Raw genomic sequence first — 14,431 nt, 5'->3', positions numbered from 1 at the left:
ACACCCTCCGCCTTCGATTAACAGCGTCCACGCCGGGCCAGTCCGATCTGACTAGACGTGTACCGCTACCGACAATCGATTAGGACTCACTCATCTAGGTGCTGCCGTCCTCAGCCGCGTTTTGTTCCAGTATCACTTCGGGATTTTTAGTGCAGTCGGCGTCGCGATGGTGGGCCTGGGAATCGCCACGCTTGCGGGTTGGAAAATGATGCTGCCCATGCCGTCTGGCCGAGGCGGCGGAACCGGTATCGGTTCTGTATACGGTCTCGGTGTCTTCTCTGGGGCCGCCAGCGCGTGCTGTGCACCGGTTTTGGCTGGCGTGGCGGCGCTCTCCGGGGCCGCCTCGTCCTTCCCTGCTGCTACTGCCGTGGGCGTGGCTTACGTATTCGGGATGGTGGCTCCCTTGTGTGCTTTGGCGCTGGTCTGGGACCGGAAAGACTGGGGAGCTAACCGCCTGCTCTCTTCCACGACCGTCCCGATTGGGCCCGGAACCCGGTGGAGGTTGCCCTTGGGAACTCTGCTCTCGGGTGCGCTGATGATCACAATGGGTGTGATCACCATCGTCTTGGCCGTGCAGGGACCCGGCATGGCACCCGATGGGTGGCAGGTTGGGCTTGCGGCTGCACTGGGGCACTGGGCCGCCGTCATTCAAGAGTACCTCTCCTTCGTGCCCGGGTGGGTCTCGACCGTTGCCGTGTTCGCCGCCCTGGGCCTCCTACTCTGGAAGGCCGTGCGTAGCCGCACGAGCTCGAGCTCACCAACAACAGATGCCGTCGAGGCGGATTCTTGCGCCTCCTGCTCTACAGACCAGCCAACGTTGGAGGCTTCACCTGAAGCCCTCGCGTCGACCAGATCGACCGAGAGGTCCAGCCGCACTCATGCAGAGGAGTCAGACTAATGGCAGCGAACAAGCAGCGCCCGCAACCACCCGCCACACGCACCTTCGTGCGCCGAGCGATCGTGATCGTCGTGGCGGTCGCGGTGGCAGCGACCATCCTCGTCTCCCTCCTCACGCAGACCACGAATCCCACGAGGAAAGAGGACGCCGCTCCCGTCAGTTACACGGTCGGGGCACCTGGCCCGGGAGTCGAAGCGCCCGCCTTCTCACTGCCTTCCACGGCCGGCGGAACCGTTAATCTGAGTGACTACCGCGGCAAATCAGTGATGCTCTTTTTCCACGAAGGCATCGGATGCCAGCCGTGCTGGGACCAGATCCGGGATCTGGAGTCCGCACAGGCTCAACTAAAGTCCGCCGGTATTGACCAAGTCCTCACCATCACCAGCGGGCCAGTGGAACTGATTGCCCAGAAGATGGCCGACGACAAGCTGACCGCTGTTGCACTGGCCGACACCCAGCTGGATGTCTCCGTGACCTATCAGACCAACAAATACGGCATGATGGGCGATTCTCGCAATGGACATAGCTTCATCCTGGTTGGGCCACGGGGAAAATTCAGTGGAGGGCCGACTACGGCGGGCCGCCGAACTACACGATGTATGTGCCCATCGATCAGATAATCGCGCAGCTGACATCAGCCCGGGCGAACTCGTGATGATAATCACGATCCTGACCCAGGCCTCCTGCCCCTCCTGTGATCAAGCAAAGCTGGTGCTCTCCCGACTGGCCCGTGACCACCCGTTTGAGGTTCTGGAAATCGGGCTGGGTACCGACGAGGGGCGGGGCCTCGCGGTTCGCCACGGCGTAGCTTTTGCGCCGGGCGTCCTCATCGACGGGGTCATGTTCAGCTACGGGCGCCTTTCGGAGAAAAAGCTGGCCCGGCATCTGTCGCAACACCCCACGGCCGCCGAATCACGCTCCGGCACGGTCGCTCATCACAACAGACAACAAGAGTAGAAAGAAGCGGCCGAATGGCGAGCAAAAAAAACAGTGCAGACCGGCAGACGATCGTTGCGGCTGCACGAGCAGAGATGAAGCGGAGCGAGCGGCGTCGGAGTTTCTGGATCTATGGCTCCGGCGCCGTCGTCGCTATCGTCGTCGCGGCAATAGTCGCCTCCGTCTTCGTCGTCAATCAGCAAAGCAAGGATGCGGTCACCGCAGCAGCAGACAAGCCCATCAGCGGCGTGCAGAGCTTCGACGGACTCAGCCGAAACCACGTGAACAACGAGGTTGCCTTTCCGACGCTTCCCCCTGTCGGCGGAGATCACTCTGCCGAGCTGACTAACTGCGGCGTATACACGCAGCCAGTTGACACCTGGCGGGCCGTGCACTCGCTCGAGCATGGCGCGGTCTGGATCACCTACCGTTCCGATCTGCCGCAAGATCAGATTGACACCCTGACCGCAGATGCGGCATCGAACCCGTACGAACTGTTGAGCCCGTATCCCGACCTCCCCGCCCCGGTGATCGTAAGCGCCTGGGGAAAACAACTCCAACTGGACAGTGTGGATGACTCCCGCCTGCCGGTGTTCCTGCAGGCCTACCTGCAGGGCCCCCAGACGCCCGAACCCGGGGCACCCTGCTCCGGCGGCGTCCAAGGCTAATCAACACCGCCCCCGCGGGACGCGCATCGGGACGTGCATTACTATGAAAGATAGTTGACTGGGGACGTCGACTCAACCAATGTGCAGAAGGGAGCCACAGATGGTGCGACCACTCGGCACGCTGGAGCAGTTGGTCATGGACCGTATCTGGTCCTGGGGGCACCCGGTCGCCGTCCGCGAGGTGTTGGAAGATCTACAGCACGAACGCACTCTGGCCTACACAACGGTGATGACAGTGATGGACAACCTCCGCCGCAAAGGCATGCTGACCCGGGAGAAGGACGGCCGGGCCTACCTCTACAAAGCGGCACAGACTCGCGAGCAACACACCGCTGCGTTCATGGGTGAGGTTCTTGCCGGAGGAGCGGACACGGCGGTGACGCTTTTGCATTTCCTCGAACACATCCCGCCTGAGGAAGTCGCCAGCCTTCGCAATGCGCTGGATGACCACCTTCAAGGTCGAAAAAGCATAGCTCCATGACAGCGCCAGCTGTTTTGACAGTCTTTGCCGTGGCCCTTGCCTTGCTCGGGCCAGCACTGCTGAGCCGGGCTTCATGGCTCGAGCGGTCTCCACGAATCGGCATCGCCGCATGGCAGGCGCTGAGCGTCTCCCTTGTTTCGGCGGCGCTGCTCGCCGGCCTGAGCCTGGCGGTGCCGGCAATTCCCTGGACCACGGACCTCGGCCAGTTGATCCGCACCTGCGCCATGACCATCGTTGCGCAATACTCCACTCCTGGCGGTGCCGTTGTCAGCGCCACCGGGGCCGCCGCAGCGCTGGTCATCCTCGCCCGAGTCGCCTACTGCGTCGTCGCTGATAGAACGCTCGCGGCCCGCAACAGGAAGGCGCAACTGGACGCCCTGGCCCTGATCGCGCGACCCCACCTCCGCTACGACGCGCTCGTCGTCGAGCACCCGGCCGCCGCCGCATACTGCTTACCCGGCCGCGGCCGCCAAATCGTTCTAACCAGTGCGGCCTTGTCCGCCTTGGATCATAGTCAGCTCCTGGCGGTCCTGGCCCACGAGCGCGCGCACCTACGAGGTCGCCACGACCTGATCCTGGCAGCGGCCGACTCCCTACAGCGGGCGTTCCCACGTATCGCGGCATTCCGCACCGCCCGCACGGAGCTGGGCCGGCTCGTTGAGATGCTCGCCGATGACAATGCCGCCCGTCAGAGCGATCGCACCACGGTAGCAACGGCACTGGTGCGCCTGGCCGAGCATGGAATGACTCCCGTGACGGCTCTGGGCGCGGGCGGAGAGTCAGCCCTCAGCCGAGTCCGAAGGCTCATTTCACCCGTCCGGCCCCTCGGGGCCGGACGGACAACCCTGGCAGCCCTGGCCCTGGGGATACTCCTTTCAGTGCCCGTGTTCGTCGCCATTGCACCGGCATCCGCGGCGACGCCAATGCCACCCTGCCCGGTAAGCGGACAAGCCCTGACGATGTAGCCTGCGAACACAGAAACCCCCATCCGTTACGGATGGGGGTTTCTGTGTGCGCTATCCTCGCAACGTCGCTACTTCCTGGCGCAAACGCGCCAGCTCGGCCACGTCCTCGGCGCTCGGGCCGGCGTCGTGCAGGATTTGAGCGGCCCCGCCGTGGACAGAACTCCCCTTACGCATAGGACGGATGCAGAAGAGGTAGGTGAAAGTCAGTGAGGCCGTCAAAACTACCGCAGGGAGGACGGTTTCGCTCACCGGACGCCCGCGTCTCCGGGCTGTGCCGAGGCACCGCTCCGGCTCGCCCGCAACCGGTCCACCTCCGTGCGGAGGTTGGTCAACTCCTCTTTGTCGGCCGGTGCCATGGCCGTCAGCGCGTCAGGTGCCTTCTTCCCACGCAACATGAACCACATCATCAACCCCATGCCGACCGGGCAGGCGAGCAGGGCGAGACCATACAGTGCCGCGCCCACCGCTACTCCTCAGCCTTTCCGTGTTCGCGACCGGGCGTAGCAGGCCTCATCGGGTGATGATGAGTCATCATCGCTTCATGCATGTTGGCCATGCCGTTCGTCGCAGCCACCATGTCTGGCATGTCTGGCATGTCTGGCATGTCTGGCATCGTGTGCACGTGCGCGGCAACCGTCGCATCGCGGCCGTCACCCGCCGCCTGGGGAATCGTTACCGACAGGCTACTGTCCGTGGCAATGCTCTCGGCGGCATAGGCCGGAGCGACGGCACCTGCCGCAAGCAGGGCACCGGCGGTAAGAGAGTAAATCCAAATTCGTGAGCGCATGAGCGCCTCCTTTGTTGTTAAATACTATCCATGATAGTAGATGAGCTGAGCCATGATCGCAGTCAACGGCAACGCACAGGAAAGTCGATGCAAACTGCCGATGAAAACCGATGATCACGTATGCGTATACCCCCCGTGGGTATATGGTGGGGAGTGTTCCACGGGTTGGAAAGCCGTTCTTGTGGAGCCGATTTAAGGAATGGGATCGTCACATGAGCGAGAAATTTGAAACTACCGTCGTGGAAGTGCGGGGGGTGCAGTGGGCCTCCTCGCAAGCGATCGTTGAGTCAGTGCTCGCCCGCCGGCCCGGCGTGGTGACTGTTGAAGCGAATCCAGTGGCGCAGACGGCCAACGTGACCTTCGATCCCGGACAGACCTCCGTCGCTGACCTGGCGGGATGGATCCGGGAATGCGGTTACCACTGCGCTGGACGCTCCGTGCCCGATCACATCTGCGACCCGATGGCGGAATCCGTCACCGACCACGCCACACATGAAATGAAACCCGGGCAACCGGCTCGAACCATGCAGGAGACCATGGGACATGGTGGTGCCCACGGCGACATGTCCATGGCTGGCATGATCCGGGACATGCGCAACCGGCTTCTGGTGGCGGCCATCCTGTCGGTTCCGATCACTCTGTGGTCGCCGATCGGCCGGGAAGTTTTCGGTTTCACGGTTCCCACCCCGTTCGGGCTGCGCGATGACGTGTTCGCGTTGATACTGTCCCTGCCAGTCGTTTTCTATTCGGCTTGGATCTTTTTCGATGGGGCCGTCCGGGCTCTGCGGGCTCGCACCCTCGACATGATGGTGCTGGTGGCCGTCGGTGTTGGAGCGGGCTGGCTCTATAGCCTGTTCGTCACCCTCACCGGTGGCGGGGATGTCTTCTACGAGGCTGCAACCGTTCTAACCAGCTTCGTCCTCTTGGGACACTGGTTCGAAATGCGGGCCAGGGGCGGCGCAAACGATGCCATTCGCACGCTTCTCGAGTTGGCCCCGTCCCTGGTATTGGTCATCCGGGACGGAGAACCGGTTGAGGTCCCGACGGCGGAGGTTGTCCCCGGCGACCTGCTTCTGGTGCGGCCCGGAGCCAAAGTTCCAACTGACGCCGTTGTGGAAGACGGTGAGTCTGACATTGACGAATCCATGGTCACCGGGGAGAGCCTTCCCGTCGCAAAGAGCGTCGGATCGACCGTGATCGGCGCCACAGTCAACACCACCGGAACCCTTCGCGTGCGCGCGACCAAAGTCGGCGCCGATACCGCGATCGCTCAGATCGTGGCCCTGGTCCAGGAAGCGCAGAACTCCAAGGCACCCGGACAACGCCTCGCCGACCGCGCAGCCTTCTGGCTCGTGCTCGTAGCCCTCATCGGCGGCAGCGCCACCCTCGGCGCCTGGCTCCTGGCCGGCGCGAGCCTTCCTACCGCGATCCTCTTCGCGATCACCGTCGTCGTCATCACCTGCCCGGATGCGCTCGGCCTGGCGACACCGACCGCCATCATGGTCGGCACCGGCCTGGGCGCCAAACGCGGAGTCCTCTTCAAGACCGCGACCGCGTTGGAGACCTCGGCTCGCATCGACACAGTCGTCCTGGACAAGACGGGGACACTGACCAAGGGCGAACCCGAAGTGACGGACTTCATAGCTGTTGGGATGGATGAGAAAGAGTTGCTGGCCCTTGTCGCTGCCGTGGAACGGGAGTCCGAGCATCCACTCGCCGCAGCCGTCGTCCGTTACGCCGTTGCGCGCGGCGCGACAGCGCTGGAAGCATCGGCGTTCCGCAACGTGCCGGGACATGGTGCCGGCGCCACGGTCACACGGCGCCAGGTGTTTGTCGGCAACCGCAAACTCATGGTTGCTCAGGGCATCGATATCGATCCGGTGTCCACGCAGCGTCAGACGCTGGCCGCGACCGGACGGACGGCGGTCCTCGTCGCCGTTGACGGAAAGACCGTTGGGGTCATCGCCCTGGCTGACGCCGTCCGGGAAACCGCGGAAGCCGCCGTCGTCGCTCTGCACGACGCGAACATTGAGGTCGTCATGCTCACAGGCGACAATGAGGCGACCGCGCAGCGAATCGCATCCTTGCTCCACATCGATGTTGTGATCGCCGAGGTGCTCCCGGAAGACAAAGCCGCGAAAATCAAAGAGCTGCAGGCCTCCGGCAAGCGAGTTGCGATGGTCGGCGACGGCGTCAACGACGCTCCGGCCTTGGCCCAGGCGGACCTGGGCATCGCCATCGGGGCGGGAACGGATGTCGCCATCGATACGGCGGACGTGGTCCTGATGCGGTCCGACCCCCTCGACGTCCCCATCGCCCTGCGCATCGGCAAAGCCACCGTACGCAAGATGCGGCAGAACCTCGGCTGGGCGGTCGGCTACAACGCGATCGCGCTCCCCATCGCTGCCGGCGTTTTCTTCACGACGTTCGGCATCCGGCTCAGTCCCGAAATCGCCGCCATCTCTATGTCCGGCTCCAGCGTCATCGTCGCAGTCAACGCACTGTTCCTCAAGCGACTTCGACTCCCCGGACAGCCTGAGAGCGCAACGGCCCCCGCAATCGAAGGCGGACGCGGTGTCGACGCTTCAGTTTCAGCCTGACTGGTCGGTGGCACGCAGGGGAACAGTAACCACGAACGTGGCACCCTGCCCTCGTCCGGCAGACGCGGCTGTGATGTCCCCGCCGTGCCCGCGGGCGATTTCTCGAGCGATCGTGAGTCCAATTCCCGATCCTGCTGATCGGCGGCCCTGGCCAGGCACACGGTAGAACCGCTCGAACACACGCTCCGTATCGTCTGGGGCCAGGCCCACACCGGTGTCGGTGACACTGACTTCACCCCGGCTGCCGACGGCGCGTGCGGTGATCGTGACGGCCCCGCCGGCGGGAGTTGCGTGCAGGGCGTTGCCGAGCAGGTTGGTCAGAACCTGGGTGATCCGGTCGGGGTCGACCTGGACGGGCAGGGCGGTGTCGGCGTCGACGTTCAGCGTGATGTCCGAATCGTCAAATTGAGGCAGGAGGCGCGCAGCGGCGCGGTGAGCGAGGTCGGCCAGGTCCTCATTGGTCGGATGCAGGTCAAGGCGCTGCTCCTGGGCGCGCGACAGGCTGGAGAGGTCGTCGGAGAGGCGGTGCAGCCGGCGCAGTTCCTCGCTGAGGGAGGCGAAGGTGTCGGGGCTCGCGCTGAACACGCCATCGATCAACCCCTCCACATAGCCGTCCAGGACGGTCAGCGGGGTGCGCATCTCATGCGCGACCTCTCCCAGCAGCCGGGTGCGCCGGGACTCCGTGTCGGCCAGGGCCTCGGCGAGGGTGTTGACGTCGGTGGCTAGGGCAGCTAGTTCCGGCTCGGACGGGACGGGGACTCTGCCTCCGTATTTTCCGGCGGCGATCATTTTCGTGGCGGCCCGCACCGCGTTGAGGGGGCGCAGCAGTCGCCCGGTGACGGCCGCGGCCACGAAACCGGCGGCGGCGACACTGGCCAGCACCCCGACGAGGAGCGAGGTCGTGAGCGCGGAGACGAATGCTGACCGCACGCTCGTCGCATCCATGGTCCCCATGGACATCCCGTTGCCCTCACTGTTCATCGCCATCCCCAGCCGGTCTTCGAACAGGCGCGGGGCGAGCAACGAGATCGTCAGGTAGGCGACTACACCGCCGACCACGGCAACCGCGGCGTAGGAGATGAACAACCGCCAGGACAGTCGCATCTTCATAGGGGCCGGCCCACGAATTTGTAGCCCACACCCCGAACGGTGGCGATCAGGTGCGGATCGCCGGCGTCGTCGCCGAGTCGGGCGCGCACACTGCGGATATGGACATCGACGACGCGTTCGTCACCGTAGAAGTCATAGCCCCAGACTTTCTCGAGCAGTTGCGCTCGGGAGAACACTCGCCCGGGCTCGGCGGCAAGTGCCGCGAGGAGGTCGAATTCCAGGCTGGACAGCGCGATGGAAGCCCCATTCACCTCGACCTCGCGGTGATCGGGGTTGACGGACAACCCGTCGAAGCGGAGAGGGGCATCTGCGTCGGTCCGGTCGCGCCGCCTGTCTCGGCGCAGCATGGCCTTCACCCGGGCTGTGACTTCACGCGGGCTGAACGGCTTGGTCACATAGTCATCCGCCCCCACACCGAGTCCGACAAGCTTGTCGACCTCCTCGGCCCTGGCCGTGACCAGGATGACGTACGCGTCGCTGAAGCTGCGCAGCTGGCGGAGGACCTCGAGCCCGTCCATGCCCGGAAGCATGACGTCCAGGAGTACCAGGGCCGGAGGGTCGTCAAGGAGGGCCGTTAGCGCCTCATCGCCGTCCGCGGCCTCTGCCACGTCGTAACCCTCCGCCTCCAGATAGCCGCGTAGGACCGTCCGGATTTGCGGCTCATCGTCAACGACCAGGACCTTCTGCATGGTTCACCCCTCACCCTGATTATGGTCGCAACGACTGGGCGAAGGCCCGGCGGCTTAGGGACCGCCTAGCCGCCGAGGCGGACCCGAGCTCAAGGAACTCGTTGAGAGAGAACTTTTATCGGGCCTTTTCGTCGATTACTTTCAACCGTTCCCGGTATTCCGTGGCGTCCAATTCGCCCTTCGCGAAGCGATCATCAAGGATTTGACGCGCTGGACTCCGCTCGCTTTTCCCTGAGACGACCGAAGTGTTTCCGCGTCGACCTGCGCGATCGGTACCGCCCGCAAAAGTTCGCACGGCCAAGACGATCAGCAAGACGATCGCGACCATCATGAGGAGCCCGACTGGCCACCCCCACGCCATGTTGTATCCGTTTCCCCACATCATTTTCTTTGTGCTCCTTCGTTTTTCGCGTTGTTGTTGATTGTGATCGCCCGGATCCCGGGCCTCTTATTTAGGAGACCGTCAGCTCGCTGTACATTCCGGCCGAATAGTGTCCGGGGAGGTTGCAGACGACTTCGTATAGTCCCGGCGCCAGCTTCAACGTGGCCCAGCTGGAGGCCCCGGGAGCGATTCCCTCGCCGGCGCCAGAACCGCAGGTCGAGGACGCCTCGCCGAGACTACCGGCCTCGTCTACATTGCCGTTACCAGACAGGGGTCGGGTGCCGACGGCCTGAGAATCAGGCAGGGGCAGAACGACCAGCTCGTGGCTGATGCTGCCATCATTCGTGGCCAGAAAAGACACAGTCCCGTGACTGATGTTCGCATGATCAAGGCTCAGGCGCATCGCTCCACCGGGCATCCACCCATTGCCACCACCGGACATCATGCCGTTGCCGTTGCCCATCCTGGCGCCTCCCATATTCGACAGGGCCACGTTCACGACGGTGCCAGACGGCCGCGGGGCCGGGCATGAAGATCCAGAGCCGAGCCAGGAGGCGGCTTGCCCACCGTTGAGCGCACTGACTGCTCCCACCGACAGCCCGGTCAGACCAACCGCTGCCAGGAGGCCGCCGGTGATCGCCGTTGCAATTAAAGTTTTCTTTCGCATGATGTACTCCTCCAACGTCTAACGTCTGGTCGTTTCCATTCCTGAGCCCGTACGCGTGCCCGTGCCCGTGCCCGTGCCCGTGCCCGTGCCCGTGCCCGTGTGCATACCCATACCTGCACCAAATGCCGCGCCCATTCCCTCGCCCGGGCTGTGGGCCGTGTTCACCATCGTGTCGATGCGGCTCTTCATCTCTGCAACGGCGGCCGCCCTCTGATCAGGTGTCAGCGTGTTGGCGGCGTCGAGATTAGTCTTGAACGCCGCGACCATGGCGTCTTCAAGCCCAGATACTGATTTGCCCTGAGCCTGGGCGGCGTCCGCGAGGGACTTGCCCGACTGCATCTGGTCCTGCAGCTCGGTCTGGCTCAGGCCGAGGTAACTCGCGACGGCGGTCATGGGCGAATTCTGGCCGGAAGCCATCCCGGCCATATGGCCGAACGTGTGGTGGCCAACGGGTGACGAGGACGTCGATACAGGCTGTGGAGTCGGCCCTGAGCCGGTAGCCGCCTGCGCGGCGACAACGCCGCCAGATACAAGCGCTCCTGCAAGTCCGAGTCCCGCCAGCCCCAAGGTCATGCTCTTCCGATTGAACTTCATCTTTCCCAGCCCCTTTCGCGTTTAGCCACCTAGTTGGTGTCTACACACCAGCATGCAGACCGCGCATGAAGCTTCGGCCCCTGGGAGTGTGAAGGTTTGATGAAACGCGCCGGCCGAGCTGCAACCGAAAACAGCACCACCTGGTTCGCAAGGGTGACGCCCACGCTCCTTGAAAAAAGTCTTCTCCCAAGCTGCACTGTCCCCAACGTGCCATTGCGCGCAATGCGGAGTGGTTCAACGCTCGCGGAAGAGAACTAATTGGACGCGACCAATGGGCGCCCGCGACGCTTTGACATGAAGAACCCGCTCGCGGGTTCCTTCGACATCGCAGTCAACGAGCGCGTCCAAGTTAAGGTCGTCTATGAAACCAAAATGTGGCACCCATGCATCCACACGGGCACACGTTCCAGCTCGCCGGGACCGGTGCAAGAAGACGACACAGTCATCGTCTGTCCAAAGGAATCAGTGACATTCGAGTTCCAGGCGGACAATCCTGGGCAGTGGCTCACCCGCTGTCGGCGACCTGCTGGTCGAACCATGCGTCTAGCCGATCTGCGTCGCTGGACCGGCCGAGCCAGACTCTAGCTCCGCGCTTCGGCCTGGAGGGTTTTCAGGGCTGAGCGAAGGCGAGTATCGGCATCGGTGGCAACCTCTTGAATCGCCGAGGAATCGCTGAGCTGCACCATGGTCTGCGGGTCGATTGCCTGGACCACGGTCACCGTGGCATCTGGGCCACGCCGAACGACAACATTACAGGGCAGCAGTAAGCCCATGTCCGGTTCAGCGGTGAGGGCGCGTTGAGCCAGCACCGGATTGCAGACGCCGAGAATGACGTAGTCGCCGAGAGTCTGAGCGCTTTCGACCCCCAATTTGGCTTCGAACGTGGATCGGACATTGATTTCCGAGAGGACGCCGAAGCCCTGTTCGGTCAGCAATTCTCGAGTTCGCTGCACCGCTTCTTCGTAAGGCAGGGCGACTGTGACGGTATGTGCGTAACTCATGGGGTTCTCCAATGATTGTTTCTTTGATTGCGCTATAAAACAGTGTGTTCGCGACGGGTTTAGGTCGCTTCGATGATGCCCATCATTCCTTGGTCTTCGTGGTCGAGGATGTGGCAGTGGTACACCGTGGTACCGGCGAAATCGTCAAAGGAGATGCGCACTCTGGCGCTACCGTTCGCGGGCACGTTGACTACGTCCTGCCAGATGACACCTTTCACGGGGCGGCCTGCTTGTTCGATGAGCTGCATCGGCCAGACGTGCAGGTGGAACGGATGATCCATCGGACTGGTGTTGGTGAGCGTCCATTCCTCGACGGAACCGCCCCGCACCTTCACATCTACCCTCGATGGATCAAAGGGGTTTCCGTTGATTGTGAAGCTCATCATGCCCGAGCCCATGCCTCCACCACCCATTCCCATGGCAAGGGTCAGTTCTCGTCTCGCTGTGACCGTGGCGGTTCGAAGATCGCGGGGCGCGGTCTGCTCGGGCACTGGGGCAGGGGCGGCAGCTTGCGCTCCGGTGACGTTCAGGGTGAGCAGGTCCGCGCCCGAGGACGCGACCTGGGTGCCGCCCATCATGCCCGAAGCGGCGCCCCTGTCCACGGGAAGCGTACGCAGAATCGATGCCCCGGCCGTTGTAGTAACAAGGAGATCGGCCCGATTGCCTGGCGTGAGGACGATCTCCTCAACATCCTGCGGACTCGCGAAGCGCCCGGAGTCCATCCCGAGCAGTTGCAGGTGTTGTCCGTCCAAACGCAGCCGAAGGTATCGGGAAACGCAGGCGTTGATGATTCTCCACCGTTCGCGTTCCAACGGTCGGACATTCAGGCGCGGGGTGAGCTGACCGTTGACCAGGACCAAGTTGCCTTCCCTGCCAGCCATTCGATCCATCGGGGAAACCGTCTGAACCCTCCCTGACCCGTCAAGGCTGACGTCTGAGATGACCAGGATTCGTTCCCGGCTGACCGGGATGGGGTTAGGGTCCTCGACGACGATCGCCCCGTACAGGCCGCCAAAGACCTGGTCAGCTACCATCCCGTGGTGATGGGGGTGATACCAGAAAACGCCCGGCGGGTGATTCTCCGGCAGCAGGTACTCGTACTCGAAACCAGTGCCCGCCTCAACAGCAACGAAAACATTGTCGCTATTACCCTCCGGGGAGACATGCAGGCCATGAACATGCAAATTGGTGGCAACGCTCAAGCCATTTCGAAGGCTCAGGCTCAGCCGATCACCCGGGCGGAGGAACAGGGTCGGCCCGGGAAGACCACCGTTGTAGGAAAGCGCCCTCGCCTGCCTGCCGGCGATCCGCACCTGGCCCTCAGCCGCTTCGAGTTGCACCTGCAATCGACCGTTGGCGCTTCGGAGCAGTTGCGGTTCCACAAACTTCGGCCCTGCGACGGGACTCGACCCGGAATTCCAATCCCAGAGTAAGCCAGTCCCGCCGACAACGGTCCCTGCAACGCCCAAGCCGCCCAGCACGAGCACGTTTCGCCTGGAAAGGGGCTTCACGGCTTGCTCTCACCGAGCACGCTCAACCGTTCCTGATATTGCTCGGTGGGCACCTCGCCATTGGCGTAGCGCTCATCGAGGGCCTGTCGGGCAACGCTCTTCGCAGGCCGAGCAGGCAAGATCCCCGCGTCTTCAGCCGAGGCGTCCCGGCGTGATCTACTGCCGAAGGACCGTACGGCCCAGATCACGAGAAGCACAACTCCAGCGGCCACCGACAGTCCCAATATTCCGCCCCAGCCCTGCATGTTGAACCCGTTTCCCCACATCATCCTGTGACTCCTTCAACATTCGCTGCGCGATGGCCCGGTGTGCCCGTCGCCCTGCTTCCACGCTATTTTGGAAATACCCCGTTGGGTATATTGCTCTTCTTTTCGGATGATACTCCCGGCCAGTTCCGGGTCGAGGGCTCCGGCTCCGGCTACAGCTACTCCGGAGTGGGCGGGTTGAACGCGTTGATCGGTATCGTGCCCACGACGGCGTCAACGCCGGTCACCATCGGATCCCAACTCCAACTGGTCTCAGGGTATTTGATACCTCTCGAGGTATCATCACGCGTGACAGGCGTAACACACCTGCAAGAAAAGAGGAGTGGGCCATGATGTGGGGATACGGCGGGAATATGGGCTGGTCGTGGCTGTTTGGGCTGCTCCTGGTGATCGGAATCGTGTTGCTGATCGTGGTTGCCGTGCGAGTGTTCAGCCGAGGCGGCAATCGAGGCGGCGACCCGGGTGCAACTGGACCGGACCCTCGTCGGAGCCGGGCTCGTCAGATTCTCGATGAGCGATACGCCAAGGGTGAACTGACGGCCGAGCAGTACCGTGAACAGGCCCAAGTCCTCGGCGAGAACCGATAATGGGACGGATACGGACGCAGATTCGGCGCCGATTCGCCGCAGTTCTGAAGTCTCGAGGCAATGGCGCTTAAAAACCTGTTGCGGGTGCCCGTGAGACGAGACTTGCTTGAATCGCGTCTAGGGGCGTGGGTCAGTAACGGCAAAGTTTAAAACGCCGCCGGATTTCCCGTCCTTGGCCGTGGGGTCTGGGGGAACTTGAGCACGTTGACTTGGTCGTGGATGACGGGGTCGAAGCTGGCGCGGGCGTGAACAAGCGATTCCGGGCGTTCGAGCCGGCGGCGGTGATGTT

18 protein-coding genes are annotated in these 14,431 nt (G+C 63.2%); 8 read left to right on the top strand and 10 right to left on the bottom strand.

Annotated elements, in window-relative coordinates:
* The first annotated feature begins 897 nt into the window (after window positions 1-897).
* The 5 genes from E3T37_RS05950 (at window position 898) to E3T37_RS05930 (ending at window position 3,948) form a co-directional block, all read left to right on the top strand.
* Complete coding sequence (locus tag E3T37_RS05950) at window positions 898-1,518, top strand: redoxin domain-containing protein (RefSeq protein WP_134365894.1); 621 nt, start codon at window positions 898-900, stop codon at window positions 1,516-1,518.
* A gap of 34 nt (window positions 1,519-1,552) precedes the next feature.
* Window positions 1,553-1,855, top strand: coding sequence for a glutaredoxin family protein (locus E3T37_RS05945; protein ID WP_134365893.1), 303 nt, complete (start codon window positions 1,553-1,555; stop codon window positions 1,853-1,855).
* 14 nt (window positions 1,856-1,869) lie between these two features.
* Window positions 1,870-2,502 (top strand): DUF3105 domain-containing protein, encoded by a 633-nt coding sequence (locus E3T37_RS05940; protein ID WP_134365892.1) that lies wholly within the window; start codon window positions 1,870-1,872, stop codon window positions 2,500-2,502.
* 100 nt (window positions 2,503-2,602) lie between these two features.
* The gene (locus E3T37_RS05935; protein ID WP_134365891.1) at window positions 2,603-2,983 is read left to right on the top strand and encodes a BlaI/MecI/CopY family transcriptional regulator; all 381 of its coding nucleotides are present in this window, start codon (window positions 2,603-2,605) and stop codon (window positions 2,981-2,983) included.
* A 29-nt stretch (window positions 2,984-3,012) separates the two neighbouring features.
* The gene (locus E3T37_RS05930; protein ID WP_160141130.1) at window positions 3,013-3,948 is read left to right on the top strand and encodes a M56 family metallopeptidase; all 936 of its coding nucleotides are present in this window, start codon (window positions 3,013-3,015) and stop codon (window positions 3,946-3,948) included.
* Between the two features lie 245 nt (window positions 3,949-4,193).
* Here the strand turns inward: E3T37_RS05930 and E3T37_RS05925 are convergent, their stop codons facing one another.
* Window positions 4,194-4,412 (bottom strand): hypothetical protein, encoded by a 219-nt coding sequence (locus E3T37_RS05925; protein WP_134365889.1) that lies wholly within the window; start codon window positions 4,410-4,412, stop codon window positions 4,194-4,196.
* Window positions 4,413-4,414: 2 nt separating this feature from the next.
* Entirely contained in the window at window positions 4,415-4,735 is a 321-nt protein-coding gene (locus tag E3T37_RS05920) for a hypothetical protein (RefSeq protein WP_134365888.1), read from the bottom strand.
* 212 nt (window positions 4,736-4,947) lie between these two features.
* Between E3T37_RS05920 and E3T37_RS05915 the strand changes: the two genes are divergently transcribed.
* Window positions 4,948-7,335, top strand: a complete 2,388-nt coding sequence (locus tag E3T37_RS05915) for a cation-translocating P-type ATPase (protein ID WP_134365896.1) — start codon at window positions 4,948-4,950, stop codon at window positions 7,333-7,335.
* On the opposite strand, the gene E3T37_RS05910 is transcribed toward E3T37_RS05915, so the two are convergent.
* The 5 genes from E3T37_RS05910 to E3T37_RS05890 form a co-directional block, all read right to left on the bottom strand.
* Window positions 7,327-8,445, bottom strand: coding sequence for a cell wall metabolism sensor histidine kinase WalK (locus E3T37_RS05910; protein WP_134365887.1), 1,119 nt, complete (start codon window positions 8,443-8,445; stop codon window positions 7,327-7,329). The two genes, E3T37_RS05915 and E3T37_RS05910, sit on opposite strands and share 9 nt — an antisense overlap.
* A complete protein-coding gene (locus E3T37_RS05905; RefSeq protein WP_134365886.1) occupies window positions 8,442-9,134 on the bottom strand; it encodes a response regulator transcription factor in 693 nt (230 codons plus the stop codon). Before E3T37_RS05905 ends, E3T37_RS05910 begins: the two co-directional genes overlap by 4 nt.
* A 115-nt stretch (window positions 9,135-9,249) precedes the next feature.
* Window positions 9,250-9,519 (bottom strand): SHOCT domain-containing protein, encoded by a 270-nt coding sequence (locus tag E3T37_RS05900; protein ID WP_166787131.1) that lies wholly within the window; start codon window positions 9,517-9,519, stop codon window positions 9,250-9,252.
* A 67-nt stretch (window positions 9,520-9,586) separates the two neighbouring features.
* Window positions 9,587-10,183, bottom strand: coding sequence for a sulfocyanin-like copper-binding protein (locus E3T37_RS05895; protein WP_134365885.1), 597 nt, complete (start codon window positions 10,181-10,183; stop codon window positions 9,587-9,589).
* An 18-nt stretch (window positions 10,184-10,201) separates the two neighbouring features.
* A complete protein-coding gene (locus E3T37_RS05890; RefSeq protein ID WP_134365884.1) occupies window positions 10,202-10,576 on the bottom strand; it encodes a hypothetical protein in 375 nt (124 codons plus the stop codon).
* 495 nt (window positions 10,577-11,071) lie between these two features.
* On the opposite strand from E3T37_RS05890, the gene E3T37_RS17805 reads away from it, so the two are divergent.
* Window positions 11,072-11,362 carry a multicopper oxidase domain-containing protein gene (locus E3T37_RS17805; protein ID WP_134365883.1) on the top strand — a complete coding sequence of 97 codons (291 nt, stop codon included), beginning with the start codon at window positions 11,072-11,074 and terminating at the stop codon, window positions 11,360-11,362.
* On the opposite strand, the gene E3T37_RS05880 is transcribed toward E3T37_RS17805, so the two are convergent.
* Genes E3T37_RS05880 through E3T37_RS05870 form a run of 3 tightly spaced genes read right to left on the bottom strand, consistent with a single transcriptional unit; the run spans window position 11,359 to window position 13,558 of the window.
* Window positions 11,359-11,778, bottom strand: coding sequence for a DUF302 domain-containing protein (locus E3T37_RS05880; RefSeq protein WP_134365882.1), 420 nt, complete (start codon window positions 11,776-11,778; stop codon window positions 11,359-11,361). The genes E3T37_RS17805 and E3T37_RS05880 overlap by 4 nt on opposite strands.
* 59 nt (window positions 11,779-11,837) lie before the next feature.
* Window positions 11,838-13,289: a multicopper oxidase family protein gene (locus E3T37_RS05875; RefSeq protein ID WP_134365881.1), complete on the bottom strand. Its 1,452-nt coding sequence runs from the start codon at window positions 13,287-13,289 to the stop codon at window positions 11,838-11,840.
* Window positions 13,286-13,558, bottom strand: a complete 273-nt coding sequence (locus E3T37_RS05870) for an SHOCT domain-containing protein (protein ID WP_134365880.1) — start codon at window positions 13,556-13,558, stop codon at window positions 13,286-13,288. The genes E3T37_RS05875 and E3T37_RS05870 overlap by 4 nt, the downstream gene beginning before the upstream one ends.
* Before the next feature lie 326 nt (window positions 13,559-13,884).
* Between E3T37_RS05870 and E3T37_RS05865 the strand changes: the two genes are divergently transcribed.
* The gene (locus E3T37_RS05865) at window positions 13,885-14,142 is read left to right on the top strand and encodes an SHOCT domain-containing protein (RefSeq protein WP_134365879.1); all 258 of its coding nucleotides are present in this window, start codon (window positions 13,885-13,887) and stop codon (window positions 14,140-14,142) included.
* Window positions 14,143-14,431: the final 289 nt, after the last annotated feature.

Origin of the sequence: Cryobacterium sp. TMT2-10 (assembly GCF_004403075.1) — a bacterium.
GTDB classification, from domain to species: domain Bacteria; phylum Actinomycetota; class Actinomycetes; order Actinomycetales; family Microbacteriaceae; genus Cryobacterium; species Cryobacterium shii.
This window is presented reverse-complemented; position numbering and strand designations above follow the sequence as displayed.

Bases quoted from the DNA above. Each gene is read 5' to 3' on its own strand.
- E3T37_RS05905 (WP_134365886.1), bottom strand. From the start codon at position 9,134: ATGCAGAAGGTCCTGGTCGTTGACGATGAGCCGCAAATCCGGACGGTC.
- E3T37_RS17805 (WP_134365883.1), top strand. From the start codon at position 11,072: ATGAAGAACCCGCTCGCGGGTTCCTTCGACATCGCAGTCAACGAGCGC.
- E3T37_RS05900 (WP_166787131.1), bottom strand. From the start codon at position 9,519: ATGATGTGGGGAAACGGATACAACATGGCGTGGGGGTGGCCAGTCGGG.
- E3T37_RS05870 (WP_134365880.1), bottom strand. From the start codon at position 13,558: ATGATGTGGGGAAACGGGTTCAACATGCAGGGCTGGGGCGGAATATTG.
- E3T37_RS05940 (WP_134365892.1), top strand. From the start codon at position 1,870: ATGGCGAGCAAAAAAAACAGTGCAGACCGGCAGACGATCGTTGCGGCT.
- E3T37_RS05865 (WP_134365879.1), top strand. From the start codon at position 13,885: ATGATGTGGGGATACGGCGGGAATATGGGCTGGTCGTGGCTGTTTGGG.
- E3T37_RS05910 (WP_134365887.1), bottom strand. From the start codon at position 8,445: ATGAAGATGCGACTGTCCTGGCGGTTGTTCATCTCCTACGCCGCGGTT.
- E3T37_RS05895 (WP_134365885.1), bottom strand. From the start codon at position 10,183: ATGCGAAAGAAAACTTTAATTGCAACGGCGATCACCGGCGGCCTCCTG.
- E3T37_RS05935 (WP_134365891.1), top strand. From the start codon at position 2,603: ATGGTGCGACCACTCGGCACGCTGGAGCAGTTGGTCATGGACCGTATC.
- E3T37_RS05890 (WP_134365884.1), bottom strand. From the start codon at position 10,576: ATGACCGCCGTCGCGAGTTACCTCGGCCTGAGCCAGACCGAGCTGCAG.
- E3T37_RS05920 (WP_134365888.1), bottom strand. From the start codon at position 4,735: ATGCGCTCACGAATTTGGATTTACTCTCTTACCGCCGGTGCCCTGCTT.
- E3T37_RS05915 (WP_134365896.1), top strand. From the start codon at position 4,948: ATGAGCGAGAAATTTGAAACTACCGTCGTGGAAGTGCGGGGGGTGCAG.
- E3T37_RS05945 (WP_134365893.1), top strand. From the start codon at position 1,553: ATGATAATCACGATCCTGACCCAGGCCTCCTGCCCCTCCTGTGATCAA.
- E3T37_RS05950 (WP_134365894.1), top strand. From the start codon at position 898: ATGGCAGCGAACAAGCAGCGCCCGCAACCACCCGCCACACGCACCTTC.
- E3T37_RS05880 (WP_134365882.1), bottom strand. From the start codon at position 11,778: ATGAGTTACGCACATACCGTCACAGTCGCCCTGCCTTACGAAGAAGCG.